The sequence below is a fragment of the Streptomyces sp. NPDC046821 genome (genome assembly GCF_040645335.1).
Taxonomy (GTDB): Bacteria; Actinomycetota; Actinomycetes; order Streptomycetales; family Streptomycetaceae; genus Streptomyces.
Genome location: NZ_JBEYYB010000008.1, coordinates 38215 through 53763, shown reverse-complemented (window position 1 = coordinate 53763; position 15549 = coordinate 38215). Strand labels below are relative to the sequence as shown.

12 protein-coding genes are annotated in these 15549 nt (G+C 71.3%); 1 reads left to right on the top strand and 11 read right to left on the bottom strand.

The window, feature by feature from the left end:
* Position 1 precedes the first annotated feature (1 nt).
* The 11 genes from ABZ893_RS17290 to ABZ893_RS17240 form a co-directional block, all read right to left on the bottom strand.
* Positions 2–2554: a tetratricopeptide repeat protein gene (locus ABZ893_RS17290; protein WP_361403734.1), complete on the bottom strand. Its 2553-nt coding sequence runs from the start codon at positions 2552–2554 to the stop codon at positions 2–4.
* Positions 2551–3864, bottom strand: a complete 1314-nt coding sequence (locus ABZ893_RS17285) for a hypothetical protein (RefSeq protein ID WP_361403731.1) — start codon at positions 3862–3864, stop codon at positions 2551–2553. Before ABZ893_RS17285 ends, ABZ893_RS17290 begins: the two co-directional genes overlap by 4 nt.
* Before the next feature lie 72 nt (positions 3865–3936).
* Positions 3937–4950, bottom strand: a complete 1014-nt coding sequence (locus ABZ893_RS17280; RefSeq protein WP_361403729.1) for a glutamate ABC transporter substrate-binding protein — start codon at positions 4948–4950, stop codon at positions 3937–3939.
* A gap of 23 nt (positions 4951–4973) precedes the next feature.
* The gene (locus ABZ893_RS17275; RefSeq protein WP_361403726.1) at positions 4974–6425 is read right to left on the bottom strand and encodes a hypothetical protein; all 1452 of its coding nucleotides are present in this window, start codon (positions 6423–6425) and stop codon (positions 4974–4976) included.
* 285 nt (positions 6426–6710) lie between these two features.
* Positions 6711–7706, bottom strand: coding sequence for a BadF/BadG/BcrA/BcrD ATPase family protein (locus ABZ893_RS17270; RefSeq protein WP_361403723.1), 996 nt, complete (start codon positions 7704–7706; stop codon positions 6711–6713).
* Complete coding sequence (locus ABZ893_RS17265) at positions 7703–8968, bottom strand: 6-phospho-beta-glucosidase (protein WP_361403720.1); 1266 nt, start codon at positions 8966–8968, stop codon at positions 7703–7705. Before ABZ893_RS17265 ends, ABZ893_RS17270 begins: the two co-directional genes overlap by 4 nt.
* A gap of 10 nt (positions 8969–8978) precedes the next feature.
* Positions 8979–9875 (bottom strand): carbohydrate ABC transporter permease, encoded by an 897-nt coding sequence (locus tag ABZ893_RS17260; RefSeq protein WP_361403717.1) that lies wholly within the window; start codon positions 9873–9875, stop codon positions 8979–8981.
* A gap of 3 nt (positions 9876–9878) precedes the next feature.
* Positions 9879–10823, bottom strand: a complete 945-nt coding sequence (locus ABZ893_RS17255; RefSeq protein ID WP_361403714.1) for a sugar ABC transporter permease — start codon at positions 10821–10823, stop codon at positions 9879–9881.
* Positions 10824–10854: 31 nt separating this feature from the next.
* Positions 10855–12192, bottom strand: a complete 1338-nt coding sequence (locus ABZ893_RS17250; RefSeq protein ID WP_361403711.1) for an ABC transporter substrate-binding protein — start codon at positions 12190–12192, stop codon at positions 10855–10857.
* Between the two features lie 53 nt (positions 12193–12245).
* Positions 12246–13478 (bottom strand): ROK family transcriptional regulator, encoded by a 1233-nt coding sequence (locus ABZ893_RS17245; protein ID WP_361403708.1) that lies wholly within the window; start codon positions 13476–13478, stop codon positions 12246–12248.
* 166 nt (positions 13479–13644) lie between these two features.
* A complete protein-coding gene (locus tag ABZ893_RS17240) occupies positions 13645–14181 on the bottom strand; it encodes an HNH endonuclease (RefSeq protein ID WP_361403705.1) in 537 nt (178 codons plus the stop codon).
* Between the two features lie 260 nt (positions 14182–14441).
* On the opposite strand from ABZ893_RS17240, the gene ABZ893_RS17235 reads away from it, so the two are divergent.
* Positions 14442–15485, top strand: coding sequence for a mechanosensitive ion channel family protein (locus ABZ893_RS17235; RefSeq protein ID WP_361403702.1), 1044 nt, complete (start codon positions 14442–14444; stop codon positions 15483–15485).
* The last annotated feature ends 64 nt before the right edge of the window (positions 15486–15549 follow it).

The following is a 15549-nucleotide window of genomic DNA, read 5'->3' as shown; positions in this document are numbered from 1 at the left end:
CTCACACCCACGTCCGTGGACGGTAACGGTTCGCCCGCTCCACCAGTTCGATCCTCTCCTCGCCGACCTGGGCGAGCCTGGCCAGTTTCCGGTACGAGCGCTCAAGACCGAGCCGGAGCCCGCGCTCGTCCAGGTCGCTCCCCAGCACCAATGTCCGCACGGGGCCCTGGCGCGGAGCGGAACCTTGACCACCGGAGAGTACCCAGTCAAGGGCCGTGCCAAGGACCTCGGCCGACAACTGCTCCCGCCGCACGGCGTCCAGGCCGAACCCGTCCAGCGCCTCGACCTGGCCCGCGGCGGCCGTCAGATCGTCAAGGAGCGGCCCGTGCACGGCGGTTCGCTCATTCATCCGCTGCCGCAGCCGCGCCCGCACCGCGGCGACCCGCGCCGCCGTGTAGTGGATCGACGACTCCGGTACGGACTCCAGCGTGTGCACGGCACCCCGCCGGTCGGCCGCCGCGAGCTGCACCCGCGCCAGACCGAACGCGGCGCTCACGAAGCTCGGGTCGGTCGCCCACACGAGGCGGTAGTACTCCGCCGCGTTGTCCAGCTGGCCGAGGACCTCCGCGCACACGCCGAGCGCGAGCTTCGGGGCGGGCTCGCCGGGGAACGCGTCGTAGATCGCGTCGAACGACACCGCCGCGTTCGTGTGGTCGCCCGTCGCCAGAGCCGCCACGCCCCGGTACCAGACGACCCGCCAGTCGTCCGGGTGCCGGGCCTCCAGCTCGGTCAACGCGTGGCTGGCGGAGACCAGTTCGCCCATTTCGAGCCGGGCGCGCAGCTCGCGCAGGCGCAGCTCCACGGAGGCGGCGGGCGCGGCCCGCAGCGCCGGGATGAGCTCGGCCGGCGCGGACGCCATGAGGCCCGCGAGGAACCCGGCGTTCGGGTCACCCGGGTCGACCCTCGGCACAGGGAGCGCGAGTGCGGTGGCGGCGGCGTTCAGCGGCTTCACGAGGGAGCCCTGGACAGCGGTGTCGCCGGGGGAGGCGGGCGAGGGGATGCCGGGAAGCGGGGCCCCCGGCGTGAGCGCGGGCTGAGCCTTGCGCCCCGCCCGCCCCCTGCGCCGTACCGGACCGGCCCGTACGCCGAGGCGGGACACCTCGCCCGTCAGCTCCGCGAACAGCGCGGTGTCCGTGACCTTGACCTCGGGACCGAACAGCGTGGAGAGGGCGGGCCGGGGGCGGCCCGTCTGCATCGCCACGACCTCGCGCAGCACGCCCGTGAGCTGCTCCGCCATCTCCTGCGCGGACGCGAACCGGCGCGCCGGGTCGGGGTCCGTGGCGCGCACGAGGAGCCGGTAGAACGACTCGTACGTGCGGAAGACGTCGATGCTGTCGGGGTCGGGCAGCGAGTCCGCGTAGACGTTCGTGTAGCCCTGGAAGTCGAAGGTCAGCACGGCGAGCGTGCGGGCCACCGTGTACAGGTCGGAGGCGACCGAGGGGCCGACCTCCGCGACCTCGGGCGCCTGGTAGCCCACGGTCCCGTAGATCGCGGACTCGTCGTCGTCCATCCTGCGGACCGCGCCCATGTCGATGAGCTTGAGCTGGTCCTCGGTCTGGATCGCGTTGTCGACCTTGAAGTCGCAGTACAGGAGGTTGCGGCTGTGCAGGTGGCCGAGTGCCTCCAGGGCCTCGATCCCGTACGCGCAGGCCTGCTCGACCGGGAGCGGGTCGCGCTTGCCGGCCGGGGTGCGCCGCCCGTTGGCGATCTCCTTCAGGGACTTGCCGCCGACGTACTCCATGACGATGTAGCCGTCCATGGAGCCGGTGCGCTGGTCGAGGTGCTCGACGAAGTTGTAGATGCGGACGATGTTCGCGTGCTCGATCTCGGCGAGGAAGCGCCGCTCCGAGATCGCGGCCGCCATCGCGTCCTGGTCACCCGTGTCGAGCAGGCCCTTGAGGACGACCCAGCGGTCGGACACCGCGCGGTCCACAGCGAGATAGACCCAGCCGAGCCCGCCGTGCGCGAGGCAGCCCACGACCTCGTACTGGCCGTGCACGATGTCGCCCGCGCGCAGCTTCGGCACGAACGAGTACGGGTGGCCACACTTCGTGCAGAACCCCTCCGTGCGGCCGGGGCGGTCACCGCGCGCGCGGCCCACCGGAGCCCCGCAGTCCGAGCGCGAGCAGAATCGCTTCCTCTCGGGGACCTCGGGATGCTCCTGCACCATGGCCCGAGGGTCGGGACGCGGCACGTCCGGGACCTCGACCAGGCCTACGCCAAGACGGCCGCGCCCCGAAGACGCGGCCGAGGCACCGGAACTGCGCACCGAGACCGAACGCGACGTCGACTGCCCCGACACCGAGCGCGAGAGCCGGCCCGAGACCGACCGGCGCGACTGCGACGACCGCGACGAGGAACGGGCGCTCGCCCGGGAAGAACTGCTGCTGGACCCCCGGGCGCCGACCGTGACCCCGGTCGGCGGCGAACTCACCATGCCGGACGGCGAGACCACCGGGGCCAGACCGCAGATGTCGCAGTACAGCTCCCCGCCGCCCACGTCCTCGTACGACCCCGCACACCCGGGACGCTGGCACTGCCGCTGTTCGCTCATGATTCCCCCGTCCGGTCTGCGGGACCGCCCTGGTCGGGCACCCGCGGGCCCCATACGTCGGCGGCCGCCCGCTGGTACCGCATGACCGCGTCCTCGGCGGCCCGCAGATCGCACGGCGCGCTCCAGAGCATCCGCCGCGCCGCGTCGTAACGCTCCGTCAGCAGCGGGTCCTCGGCGAAACCGAGCCGCGCCACCTTCGCCTTGTACGCGTCCAGGCGCCCGCGCAGCTCGGCCCGGACCGCGAGCGGCTGCGTGACCGCCGTCAACGACTCCCTGGCCCGCAGCAGTTCGTCCTCCGCCCTCGTCTCAAGCGTCTCCAGGAGCGGCGAAAGCCGGTGCCACTGGGCGCTCCTGCGGTACTCGGCCGCCGTCGCCAGCTGCTCCTGGAGCGCGGTCGGCGGGCCGCTCACCGCGGGCACCTCGAACGAGGCGATCTTCGCCAGGACCTCGCCGCGCGCCGTCCGTGCCTCGGCGAGCGTGCGGTCCGCGCGCGACAGCACGTCCCGGAGCCTGCCGAGCCGCACCTCCGCGTCCTGCCGCACCGTCAGCACCGCGTCGATCTCACGGCGCACGTCCTCCAGGGCGCGCGCCTCACGGTCGTACTCCGTCGTGTCGGGCCGTCCGCCGCCGGGCGCCGAACTGCCGGGCGCCGGGCGCCAGTACGTCAGCGGATCGGTCACGACGTCCTCGCGCAGCCGCGTCAGCGCCCGCGTGATCCGCTCCAGGTCGTCACCCGCCGGGTGCTCCCCGGGGCGTACGCCGACGGAGTGCGCGAGCGCGCGGGTGCGGTTCAGCTCGGCGGCCAGCAGGTCTATGCGGGCGGGCAGCGCCGACCACACGGCGTCGGCGGCGACCACCATGTCCAGGGAGCTCGCGTACAGGTCGTTCATCCGCTCGACGAGCGCGGCAAGCGTGAACCGGTCACTGAGCTTGGCCGGGCCCGTGATCGACGCGGGCGCCGGGGCGGCGCCGGGGACCGTCACGCTCTCGCCGCGCAGCAGTTCGGTCAGCTCGGCCAGATCCTCACGGCTCGACCAGCGGCGCCGCGCCCGGATCTCCCGGGCACTGCGCAGAGCCGCCGTGTAGGCGTCGAAGTACGTCCACAGCAGCGTGATCGCCGCGTCCGCCGCGGCCCAGCGCTCCTCGGTCGCGCCGGTCAGCCGCGCCCCTTCGAGAAGTCTGCGGCCCGCGTGGTCCTGGAGGGCGAAGAGCGACGTCTCGACCGCTTCGTGCTCCGCGCCGAGCCGCGCCAGCGCACGGTCCACCTCGTCCCGGTCCATCACCGGATTGGGGGGTCCCGTGACGCCCATCGATCACCTCTCCGTTCACCGTCCGCCGCCGGCCGGAGCCGGGGCCTGTGAGCAAGTAGCGCCGGGTCGCCGCTACTTGTACTTCGGCGCGGGCGGCCCGTCGGCCGCCCCGAGCCCGTCCTTCAGCCACTTGTCGTACGAGGTCTGCCAGCCGCCGTCCTTGCGGTAGTCCTCCAGGACCCGGTTGACCCGGCTGACCAGGTCATCGGCGCCGCGCTTCATCGCCACACCGTAGAACTCCTTGGTGAACGGCTCGCCCTTCAGCTCGACCGTCGGGTCCTGCGCGGCCTGGCCCGCCGCGAGCGCGCTGTCCGTCACCACGGCGTCCACCTCGCCGAGCTGGAGCCTGACCAGGCAGTCCAGCTGGTTCGGCACCGTCGTGGAGATGTCGGCGCCGGCCGCCAGTTTGCGCAGCTTCCGGTCGTCGTCGAGCCGCTCGAACGCCGTGGAACCCGCCGCCGTGCAGATCCGCTTGCCCGCCAGCGACTGGTCGTACCCCGTGATCGACGAGTCCTTCGGCGCCAGGACCTGCTGGCCGGTCTGGAAGTACGCCGTCGAGAACGCGACGTCCTTGAGGCGCTCACAGCTGATCGTCATGGTGCGCACGACCATGTCGACGTCGCCGTGCTGGATCGCCGGGATGCGCTGGTTGGTCGGGATCGCGCGGAACCGGATCGCGTCGGCGCTGCCGAGGATCTTCCGGGCGATCTCGTGCGCCAGGTCGATGTCGAAGCCCTCCAGCTCACTGGACTTCTTCGCGCTGTTCGGGTCGCGGTAACCCCAGTGGTAGCTGTTCTGGTCGACGCCGACGACGAGGTAGCCGCGCTGCTTTATGGCGCTGACCGCCGGGCCCGAGTCGGAACCGGACGCAGGGAGGCTGCGCTCCGGCTCGGTGCAGTCGTCGGCCCTGGCCTGGATACCTGTGGCGAGCCGGGCGCCGCCGACCCCGGTGCTGCCGTCGCCGGTGACGGCGGACCGGGTCAGGGGGAGGAGCAGCGCGAAGACCGCGGTCAGGGCACACGCGACGGCCATGGCCGCCACCCCGCCCCAGCCGCGCAGGCTGACCCGTCTTTGTCGTGCGCTCATCTCGCTCCCGCCTCCTCTCACCCTCACCGGTACTCCGAAAGCCTGCGTCCGATGCCGAGAACGGCCGCCGCCGCGCCGAGCACCGCCAGAACGGCCGCGCCCACGGGGAGCCCGGACATCGCGCCCCGCCCGCCACTGGCCGCGGAGTGGAACTCCGCCTGCTCGTGGACCAGGGCCGCCTGCAGTTCCTTGTCGACGTTGTCGAAGCACTCGCGGGTCGGCTTGTCCTGCGCGGAGCCGATGACCTTGTCGAGCGCGCCCTGGTAGTTGCCCGCGTCGTCCTGCTGGCGGGCCTCCTTGTGGCGGTCCTGCCAGACCTTCATGTTGGCGTTAGCGGCCTGCACGGGGCGCCTGCCCGTGCTGTCGTCGGCGAGCCGTGCCGCGTCCCCGAGCGTGGTGGCGAGTGTCGTCATCTGCTTCTGGAAGTCCACATCGAAGGCGTCCTTGGGCACACCGTTCACCACGACGGTCTCGGCGCCGCGGCTGACCAGCGTCAGGTTCTCGTTGCCCCGCGCCTTGAGGGAGGCGATACGGGCGTCATGCAGCACGTTCAGCGAGCGCACCCCGTGCTCGTACGACTCGTCGAGGCCGGCGCGGGCGAGGGTGTGGCCGCCGACGAGCCACAGCAGGACGACGGCGGACGCGGCCGTCGCGGCGACGAGGCCGCGGTTCAGCACACGGTTCGTCCTGCGGTAGTTGCGCCGCTGGGCCCAGGCGAGCGCGCCGAGCGCGACGACGCCCAGGCCGATCGCCGCCCAGGGGTAGGGCGTGGCGCTGTCGTAGTCCGAGCGGAGCCGCTCGTTCTCCTTCTTGTACAGGTCCTCGGCCGCGGGGAGCATCTGCTTCTGCATGGTCTCGTTGGCGTACCGCAGATAGGCGCCGCCGAGCGGGAAGCCCTGCCGGTTGTTCGCCCGGGCGCGCTCGATCAGCCCCTTGTACTGCGGCAACAGGGTGTTGAGCCGGGAGATGGCCGCCGCGGAGGGGGAGGAGGGGTCCGAGTTCGCCGCCGCCTTCACCAGCTTGGCCGCGGCCGTGCTGATGTCCTTCTCGTAGCGGTCCCGGGTGTCGGCCGACTCCTGGCCGCCCGCGAGGAAGCCGCTGGACGCCGCCGTGTTGGCGTCGGCGAGCGAACGGTAGATGTCCGCCGCGTCCGCGCTCAGCGGCTGGCTGCTGTGCAGCACGTCGTCGGCGGCGGCCGAACGGTCCGTCATCTGCCAGGCCGTCACCGCGCCGAAGGCCACGACGAGAAGGGCGAGCACCGCGCCGATGATGCGCAGGCGGCCGGGCTCCGTCGTCGCGGCGGCGCGGACCTGGTCGACGCCCTCCGCCCACGCGGTACGGCGCGGCCCGGAGGTCTCGGCCGGGCCACCCGGGTCCTGCGCGTGCGGCGGCCGTGCCTGCGGCGGCACGGCCGGCATGACAGGCGCGCCGGCCGTCCCCGGCGGCGCCGCGCTGCCGTTCGGCGGGTAGTTCACTCGACCTCCCCCTAGGGTCTCGGTTCGTCACTTCCGTCCGGCGTGCGGGGAGCGCGGGCGAAAGTACACGGCCGCAAGTATTGCCGCAGCTACTGAGATCCGCACAGCCATTGACTGGATCTTGTTCGGATTACGGTCCGAACAGGCTGAACTGCGCCCCCCGCGCACGCCGTCGTGAGACTCACCAGTACTAGAACATGCGACGCCCCTGTACGAGAACCTGTGACTCCCCCTCCCTGGAACACGTGACCGGCAACCGATCGGTTCCTTCGGGCGGGGACCCGTTCACGCCCCGAAGTGCGCCCGCACGCGCGCGTGGACGTCCTCGGGCGCCCCCACGGCGTCGAGGCCGAGCAGCACCGCGCCCAGGACCGGCCGGGCCGTGACCACCGTCGGCACCGCCTTCGGGGCGCGTACGGCGAGCAACTCCCGGATTCTGTCGTCCAGTTGGGGATGGCGCGCGGCGAGCACCGATCCGCCCAGGAGCACGGGCGTCTCCTCGTCGAGCAGCCCGAGCCGGCCGAGCGCGACCGCCGACATGGCCACGACCTCGTCCGCGAGCCGGTCCACCAGCGACCTCGCCACCGGGTCACCGTCCGCCGCCGTCGCGAACAGGACCGGCGTCAGCTCGTGCCGCCGCACCTCGTCGACGTGCTTCAGATGCAGCGCCTCGATCAGCGCGTACATCGAGCCGAGGCCGAAGTGGCCGGGCAGCGTCCGCATCAGGGCCGTCGGGCCGCCCCGGCCGTCCTCGGCCCGCGCGGCGTGCCACAGGGCCTCCTCGGCCATGCCCCAACCGCCGCCCCAGTCACCGGAGATCCGGCCTATGGCCGGGAACCGCGCGGTGGCGCCGTCGGGCCGCATCCCCACGCAGTTGATGCCCGCCCCGCACACCACGGCCACGCCGCGCGGCTCGGCGACGCCCGCCCGCAGTACCGCGAACGTGTCGTTCCGTACGTCGACCGACGCGCCCCACGCGCGCGCGTGCAGCGCCGCCGCGAGCTGCTCCTCCTCCACGGGCAGGTCGGCGTTGGCGAGACACGCCGAGACGTGGGCCACGGAGGTGACTCCGGCCTGCGCGAACGCCTCGTGGACCGCTTCGGCGAGCGCGTCGACGGCGGCCGTCACGCCCACGACCGGCGGCTGGAACGGGCCGCCGCGGGCCGTGCCGGTGACGGTGCCGTCGGCCGCGACCACCACGACGTCGGTCTTGCTGTTGCCCGCGTCTATGGCGAGCACCGAGCCGGCCGCTTCTGCAGATCTGGCTGCCGATGGGGTCATGCCCACGCGAGATGCTCCTGGTTGTGCGCGATCAGCTGGTCCGTGAGCGCCTCTGCGTACGCGTACTGACCGATCAGAGGATGGGCGAGGAGGGTCTTGAACACGCGGTCCCGGCCGCCGCGCAGGGCGGCGTCGAGAGCCAGGTCCTCGTACGCGGTGACGTTCGAGATCAGGCCCGCGAACAGCGGGTCGACCGAGGGCACCGCCAGCGGGACCGCGCCGTCCGGGCCCACCGAGGCCTGCACCTCGATGACCGCGTCGTCCGGCAGGAACGGCAGCGTGCCCCGGTTGAACGTGTTGACCACCTGGTACGGGCTGCCGCTCCCGCCCAGCAGCGCCGCCGCCAGGTCGACGGCGGCCTCCGAGTAGAAGGCCCCGCCCCGCTTGGCGAGCAGTTCCGGCTTCTCGTCGAGCGCCGGGTCCCCGTACATCGTCAGCAGCTCCCGCTCCATCGCGGCCACCTGCGCGGCCCGCGACGGCTTGGTGCGCAGCTCCCGTACGACCTCGTCGTGCGCGTAGAAGTAGCGCAGGTAGTACGAGGGGACGACGCCGAGCCGGTCGATGAGCGTGCGCGGCATGGTCAGGTCGTCCGCGATGGCGTCGCCGTGCTCGGCGAGCAGCTTCGGCAGGACGTTCTCGCCGCCGGGGCCCCCGAGGCGTACGCCCGTCTCCCACGTGAGGTGGTTGAGGCCCACGTGGTCCAGGTGCACCTCGGAGGGCTGGACCCCGAGGTGCCGGGCGAACTTGCGCTGGAAGCCGATCGCGACGTTGCACAGGCCGACGGCCTTGTGACCCGCGGTCAGCAGCGCCCGCGTCACGATGCCCACCGGGTTCGTGAAGTCGATGATCCAGGCGTCGGGGTTGGCGCGGCGGACGCGCTCGGCGATGTCGAGGACGACGGGCACGGTGCGCAGCGCCTTCGCGAGGCCGCCCGCGCCGGTCGTCTCCTGCCCGACGCAGCCGCAGTCGAGCGGCCAGGTCTCGTCCTGCTCGCGGGCGGCCTGGCCGCCGACGCGCAGCTGGAGCAGGACCGCGTCGGCGCCCTCGACACCGGCGTCCAGGTCGGACGTCGTGACGATCGTCCCCGGGTGCCCCTGCCGGGCGAAGATCCGCCGGGCGAGACCACCGACGAGGGTGAGCCGGTCCGCAGCCGGATCGATCAGGACCAGCTCCTCGATCGGCAGGGTGTCCCTCAACCTGGCGAAGCCGTCGATGAGTTCGGGTGTGTAGGTGGAACCCCCACCCACTACGGCCAGTTTCATGTGCGGCTCCTCAGCCCTTCACTCCGGTCAGCGTGACGCCTTCGACGAACGCCTTCTGGGCGAAGAAGAAGACGAGGATCACGGGGGCCATGACCAGTACGGTCGCGGCCATGGTCAGATTCCAGTCGGTGTGGTGCGCGCCCTTGAAGGACTCAAGGCCGTAACTCAGCGTCCAGGCCGCCGGGTTCTCCGAGGCGTAGATCTGCGGCCCGAAGTAGTCGTTCCAGGCGTAGAAGAACTGGAACAGGGCGACGGCGGCGATGCCCGGCTTCGCCATCGGCAGGACGACCCGGACCAGGGTCCGCAGCTCGCCGCAGCCGTCGACCCGGGCCGCGTCCAGGTACTCGTCCGGGATCGTCATCAGGAACTGCCGAAGCAGGAAGATCGAGAACGCGTCACCGAACGCCATCGGGATGATCAGCGGCCACAGCGTCCCGGACAGGTCCAGCTGCTTGGCCCAGAACAGGTACATCGGGATGACGACGACCTGCGGCGGCAGCATCATCATCGAGATCACCAGCATCAGCGACAGATTGCGGCCGCGGAAGCGGAACTTGGCGAGCGCGTACGCCACCGGGACCGACGACACGACCGTGAGGACGGTGCCGAGCCCGGCGTAGATCAGGGTGTTCTTCCACCAGGTCAGGAAGCCCGGCGTGGCGAACACCTTCTGATAGTTGCCCCACTCCCATGTGTGCGGGAGGAGATCGCGGCTGAGTGCCTGGCTGTCGCTCATCAGCGAGGTCAGGAACACGAACACGAAGGGCAGCACGAAGAAGAGGGCGGCCGCGACACCGAGGGAGTGCACGGCGATCCACTCCAGGACCGCCCTGCGCCGTGCTGTGCGTTCGGCCGGAGAGCCCGAGGGAGCGACCCGCGCCGGCCGGTCGAGGACTTGCTGGGACACGGATCAGTCACCTGCCTGCATGAGACCGCCCCGGCGCCGCATCAGGAGCGCGGTGAACACCATGGACAGCGCGAACAGCACCAGCGCGACCACACAGGCGGAGCCGTAGTCGAAGCGCTGGAAGCCGAGGTTGTAGACGAGCTGCGGCAGCGTGAGCGTCGACTTGTCCGGGAAGCCGGGCTCGAACTGCGTGCCCGCGCCCTGGATGACGCCCGACGCGACCTTCCCCGCGATCAGCGGCTGCGTGTAGTACTGCATCGTCTGGATCACGCCGGTGACCACGGCGAACATCACGATCGGCGAGATGTTCGGCAGCGTCACGTACCGGAACCGCTGCCACGCCGACGCCCCGTCCAGCTCCGCCGCCTCGTACTGCTCCTTCGGTACGTCGAGCAGCGCGGCCATGAAGATCACCATCAGGTCGCCCACGCCCCACAGGGCCAGCATCGTCAGCGCCGGCTTGGACCACGCCGGGTCGTCGAACCAGCCGGGCGCGGGCAGCCCGACACGGTCGAGCAGCGAATTGACGGGCCCCGTACCGGGGTTGAGGAGGAACGCGAACGCCATGGTCGCGGCGACGGGCGGCGCCAGATACGGCAGATAGAACAGGGTGCGGAACACCCCGGTCCCCGTCTTGATCCGGGTGATCAGCAGCCCGACGCCGAGCCCGAACAGCACCCGCAGGCTCACCATGACGACGACCAGCCACAGGGTGTTGCGCAGGGCGGGCCAGAACAGCGGGTAGTTCTGGAACACGTAGGCCCAGTTCCGCGTCCCGGCGAACACCGCTGGCCGGAAGCCGTCGTAGTGCATGAACGAGAAGTAGAGCGTCGAGACCAGCGGGTACGCGAAGAAGACCGCGAAGCCGATCAGCCAGGGGGACATGAAGGCGGCCGTGCGCAGCGCGGCCCTGCGGCGCTTGGCCCGCAGTGTGTAGGTGGCAGTCATGGGATCGTCGCGAAGTCCGGTGCGCCCAGGCCTACTTGGCCTGCGCGATGTCCGTGTCGATCTGCCGGTCGGTCTTCCTGAGACCGGCCTTCAGGTCCTTCGTCTTCCCGCTCTCGTAGTCGTAGCCGAACTGCTGGATCGTCACGAGGTACGTGCCGCCGTTCACGGACGCCGGGGTCGTCGTCGACTTCGGGTCGGAGGCGATGTCGAGGAACGTCTTGAAGCGCGGGTCGTACTTCAGCTTCGGCGACTTGAGGGCCGCGAGCGTGGACGGCACGTTGTGGATGTCGTTGGCGAAGCCGACCACCGCGTCCGTGTCCGTGGTCATGTACTTCACCAGCTCCCACGCCGCGTTCTGCTTCTGGCTGGTGGCGGCGATCCCGGCGATGGTGCCCGTCGTGTAGCCCTTGCCGTAGTCGTCGGCGCGGTCGTCCGGCACGGGCAGCGGCGCGACGCCGACGTCGAACTTCACGCCCGCGTCGAGCGCCATCCCGAGCCGCCACTCACCGTCCAGCTGCATCGCGACCTGACCGGTGTGGAAGGGGTGCTTCGGCCCCCACTCGTCACCGAGCTTCGAGCGGAACGCCTCCAGCTTCCGGAAGCCCCCCAGCTCGTCCACCAGCCGCTTCTGGAGCTTGAACCCGGCCTCGAAAGCAGGGTCCTTGGCCAGATTCGACTTGCCGCTGGCGTCGAAGTACGTGGGCGAGAACTGCCCGAAGTAGTGCTCGGTCGTCGACTCCCAGCCGTGGTAGTTCGGCATGAACCCCAGCCGCTCGTACGAGCCGCCCTTGCTCTTCGTCAGCTTCTTGGCATCCGCCTCGAACTCGCTCCACGTCTTCGGCGGGTTCTTGATCCCGGCGTCCTTGAACTGGTCCTTGTTGTAGTACAGCCCGTACGCGTCCCCGAGCAGCGGCGCCGCACAGCGGTTCCCCTCGAACTGGGTGTACTCGTTCATCGCCTTCGGGAACGTCTTCTCCGGGTCTATGCCCGACTTCTTGAAGAACGGGTTCAGGTCGACGAGCGCGCCGGACGAGCAGAACTTGCCGACGTTGTTCGTCGTGAACGACGAGATGACGTCGGGGGCCTTGCTGCCGCCCGCCCGCAGCGCCTGGTTGATCTTGTCGTCGGTCATGCCGCCCACGACGTTCACGTGGATCTTGGGGTGTGCCTTCTCGAAGCCCGCCACCAGGGAGTTCACGGCCTTGAGCTCGCTCGGGGCGGTCCACGCGTGCCAGAAGTTGATCGTGGCGCCCTTGGACACGTCGTCGTCGGCGCCGGACGCGGACGGGCCCGTACAGGCGGTGGCGAGCAGGGCGGTCGAGGCGGTCACGGCGAGCGCGACCGCCGCCTTCCGGCGGTGTGCGGACATGGCGGACTCCCAGTGGGGTTCGGGTTGTGGGGGTGGGGGGGGTGAGCCGGGGCTCAGTGCGCGGAGGTGTCGAAGACCTCGTCGCGGGTGGCGGTGAGCGCGCTCTCCAGGGCGCCCCGCAGGACGGGGTGCTCGCACACCTCGCCGAGGACCAGGCGGGGCCGGACGGCGGCCAGTTCGTCGAGCTCGGCCTTGACGAGCCGGCGCAGCGGCTCGCCCCCGGCGGCCAGCAGCCCGCCGCTCAGCACGACCAGCTCGGGGTCGAAGACGGAGACGATGGAGGCGAGTCCGGTCGCGAGCCCGGTCGCGTACGTCTCCAGAAGCCGCCGGTGCGCCCCTTCGTCCACCTCGGCCGCCCGCCGCATGACCTCGGCGGCGACCTCGGCGTACGGGCCCTGCGGCAGCGGTCCGATGCCCAGTTCGCGGGCCAGCTCGGGCACGACCTGCGAACCGGCCAGCTCCTGGTATCCGCCGCTGTTCGCCCGGGTCACCTGGCGCACGAGCGGGGCGCCCGGCACCGGCAGGAAGCCGATCTCGCCCGCGCCGCCGGTCCAGCCGCGGTGGAGGCGGCCGCCGATGACGAGGGCGGCGCCGAGACCTTCCTGGTTCCACAGCAGGACGAAGTCGTCGTGCCCGCGCGCGGCGCCGGTCCGCTGCTCGGCGATGGCCACGAGGTTCACGTCGTTCTCGTACTCGACCGGCATGGGCAGCGCGGCCGCCAGCTCGTCGAGGAGGGTGGGGGAGTGCCAGCCCGGCAGGTGCGAGGCGTAGCGCAGGCGGCCGGTGCCCGGGTCGAAGGCGCCGGGGGTGCCGATGACGACGCGGTGCAGGTCGGAGCGGGTGAGCCCGGCGGCCTTCACGGCCCCGTCGAGGGCGTGGGTGACCTGCTGCACGACGGGTTCGGCGGGGTTGCGGCCGGGGGTGGGGAGCACGTACTCGCCGACGGTCGCGCCGGTGATGTCGGCGACGGCGGCGCGGATCCGGCCGGGGTTCACGTCGAGCCCGGCCGCGTGGGCGGCGCGCGGGTTCACGGCGTAGAGCTGGGCGTTCGGTCCCGGCCTGCCCTCGCTCGTGCCGGTCGCGAGGACCAGGCCGGCGGCTTCGAGGCGGGCGAGGAGCTGGGACGCGGTCGGCTTGGACAGGCCGGTGAGCTTCCCGATCCGGGTCCGCGACAGGGGGCCGTGTTCGAGGAGCAGGTCGAGGGCGGCCCGGTCGTTCATGGCGCGCAGGACGCGCGGGGTCCCCGGGGTTCCGCCGGCACCGGGAGTGGTGCTGCTGCCTGCCATGGGTGCCCCCGCCCTCAGAACCTGCGCCCGACTACTGTTAGGAAAGTTTCCTATTCGATGGGAGCAAGGTAAGGCGCGCGGAGCGCGGCGTCAACCCACGGGTGAGAGGGGCCGCACACGGCGGCCCCTCGACATGGCCCCGGAGACACGAAGACCCGGATCGCTGTCAGGCGGAAATGCCTTCGATCCGGGCCAGGGCCTCGTCCGCGCCGAACGGCTGCAAGTACGGCAGCCAGCGCGGATCCCTATGCCCGGTCCCGATGATGCGCCAGGCCAGCCCGGTCGGCGGGGCCGGCTTGTGCCGCAGGCGCCAGCCGATCTCGACCAGGTGACGGTCGGCCTTGACGTGATTGCAGCGGCGGCAGGACGCCACCACGTTCTCCCACGCGTGCTGGCCGCCGCGGCTCTTGGGAATGACGTGGTCGACGCTGGTCGCGATGCCACCGCAGTACATGCACCGTCCGCCGTCCCGGGCGAACAGCGCCCGCCGGGTCAGTGGAACGGGCCCCCGGTAAGGGACCCGGACGAACCGCTTGAGGCGGACCACGCTCGGTGCGGGGACGGTGTGGGTTGCGCTGTGCATGAAGGCGCCGGACTCCTCGAGGCACATGGCCTTGTTCTCGAGGACCAGAACGAGCGCGCGGCGGAGCGGTACGACGCCGAGTGGCTCGTACGACGCGTTGAGGACCAGGACATGCGGCACGGGTGCCTCCTTGGGCGTCGGCGGCGCGTGGCTCGCGCCGGGACGATCTGTAGTCAGTTTCCCCTCATGGCTGGTGGAAGCGCCACCATGTGCCGGTAATGGGCTGGGAGTGTTTTCGACCACACCCCGTACATCCCCAGGTGAGGGACGTCTCTCCCTCGAACAACGCAACGATCCTCTTACGATGCCCCGTTAGTGTGGTGTGTCTGCCCGTGAGTTTCGCCTTCCACGGGCGGCCGCTATACCTGGAGGTTTCTGCCGTGATCTTGTCCGTCCTGTCGGCCCCCGACACCGCGTCGGGCCCGACCGCGTTCCGGGACGCCCAGGAGCAGGCCACGAACGCCGCCAGCTGGGTCCAGCAGAACCTGTCCACCTGGCTGGGAATCGGCCTGCGCATCCTGCTCATCTGCTTCATCGCCACCGTCCTGAGGGTCGTCATCCGGCGGGCCATAACGAAACTCATCGAGCGCATGAACCGCACGGCCCAGGCCGTCGACGGCACCGCGCTCGGGGGCCTGCTGGTCAACGTGGAGCGCCGCCGGCAGCGCTCGCACGCCATCGGCAGCGTGCTGCGCTCCATGGCCTCGTTCGTGATCCTCGGCACGGCCGCACTGATGATTCTCGCCACGTTCCAGATCAACCTGGCCCCGCTGCTCGCCTCCGCCGGCGTCGCGGGCGTCGCGATCGGTTTCGGCGCGCGCAACCTCGTCACCGACTTCCTGTCCGGCGTCTTCATGATCCTCGAGGACCAGTACGGCGTCGGCGACAGCATCGACGCCGGCGTGGCCTGTGGCGAGGTCATCGAGGTCGGCCTGCGCGTCACCAAGCTGCGCGGCTCCGAGGGCGAGATCTGGTACGTCCGCAACGGCGAGGTCAAGCGCATCGGCAACCTCTCGCAGGGCTGGTCCACGGCCGGTGTCGACGTGACCGTCCCCTCGGACGAGAACCTGGACAAGGTCAAGGACACGCTGAACGAGGTCGGCCTCGCGATGAGCAAGGACGAGCCCTGGAACGAGACCCTGTGGGGCCCGGTCGAGGTCCTCGGCCTGGACAGCGTGGTCCTCGACTCGATGGTCGTCCGCGTCTCCGCCAAGACGATGCCGGGCAAGGGCGTCACGGTCGAGCGCGAGCTGCGCTGGCGCATCAAGCGGGCCTTCGACGAGGCGGGCATCCGCATCGTGGGCCGCGTCCCGGAGCAGGCGGAGGAGCCCGCCGCCGACCCGTCGGCCGGCATCGCGGCCCCGTCCGCGTACGCGTCGAGCACGTCCCCGCAGTCCCTGGCGGCGTCCCCTCTGACGAAGTAGACGAAGTAGCGGCAGTACGCGGAAAGGGGCCCGGAACACACGTTCCGGGCCCCTTTCCCATGCC

Bases quoted from the DNA above. Each gene is read 5' to 3' on its own strand.
- ABZ893_RS17290 (WP_361403734.1), bottom strand. From the start codon at position 2,554: ATGAGCGAACAGCGGCAGTGCCAGCGTCCCGGGTGTGCGGGGTCGTAC.
- ABZ893_RS17285 (WP_361403731.1), bottom strand. From the start codon at position 3,864: ATGGGCGTCACGGGACCCCCCAATCCGGTGATGGACCGGGACGAGGTG.
- ABZ893_RS17280 (WP_361403729.1), bottom strand. From the start codon at position 4,950: ATGAGCGCACGACAAAGACGGGTCAGCCTGCGCGGCTGGGGCGGGGTG.
- ABZ893_RS17270 (WP_361403723.1), bottom strand. From the start codon at position 7,706: ATGACCCCATCGGCAGCCAGATCTGCAGAAGCGGCCGGCTCGGTGCTC.
- ABZ893_RS17265 (WP_361403720.1), bottom strand. From the start codon at position 8,968: ATGAAACTGGCCGTAGTGGGTGGGGGTTCCACCTACACACCCGAACTC.
- ABZ893_RS17255 (WP_361403714.1), bottom strand. From the start codon at position 10,823: ATGACTGCCACCTACACACTGCGGGCCAAGCGCCGCAGGGCCGCGCTG.
- ABZ893_RS17250 (WP_361403711.1), bottom strand. From the start codon at position 12,192: ATGTCCGCACACCGCCGGAAGGCGGCGGTCGCGCTCGCCGTGACCGCC.
- ABZ893_RS17245 (WP_361403708.1), bottom strand. From the start codon at position 13,478: ATGGCAGGCAGCAGCACCACTCCCGGTGCCGGCGGAACCCCGGGGACC.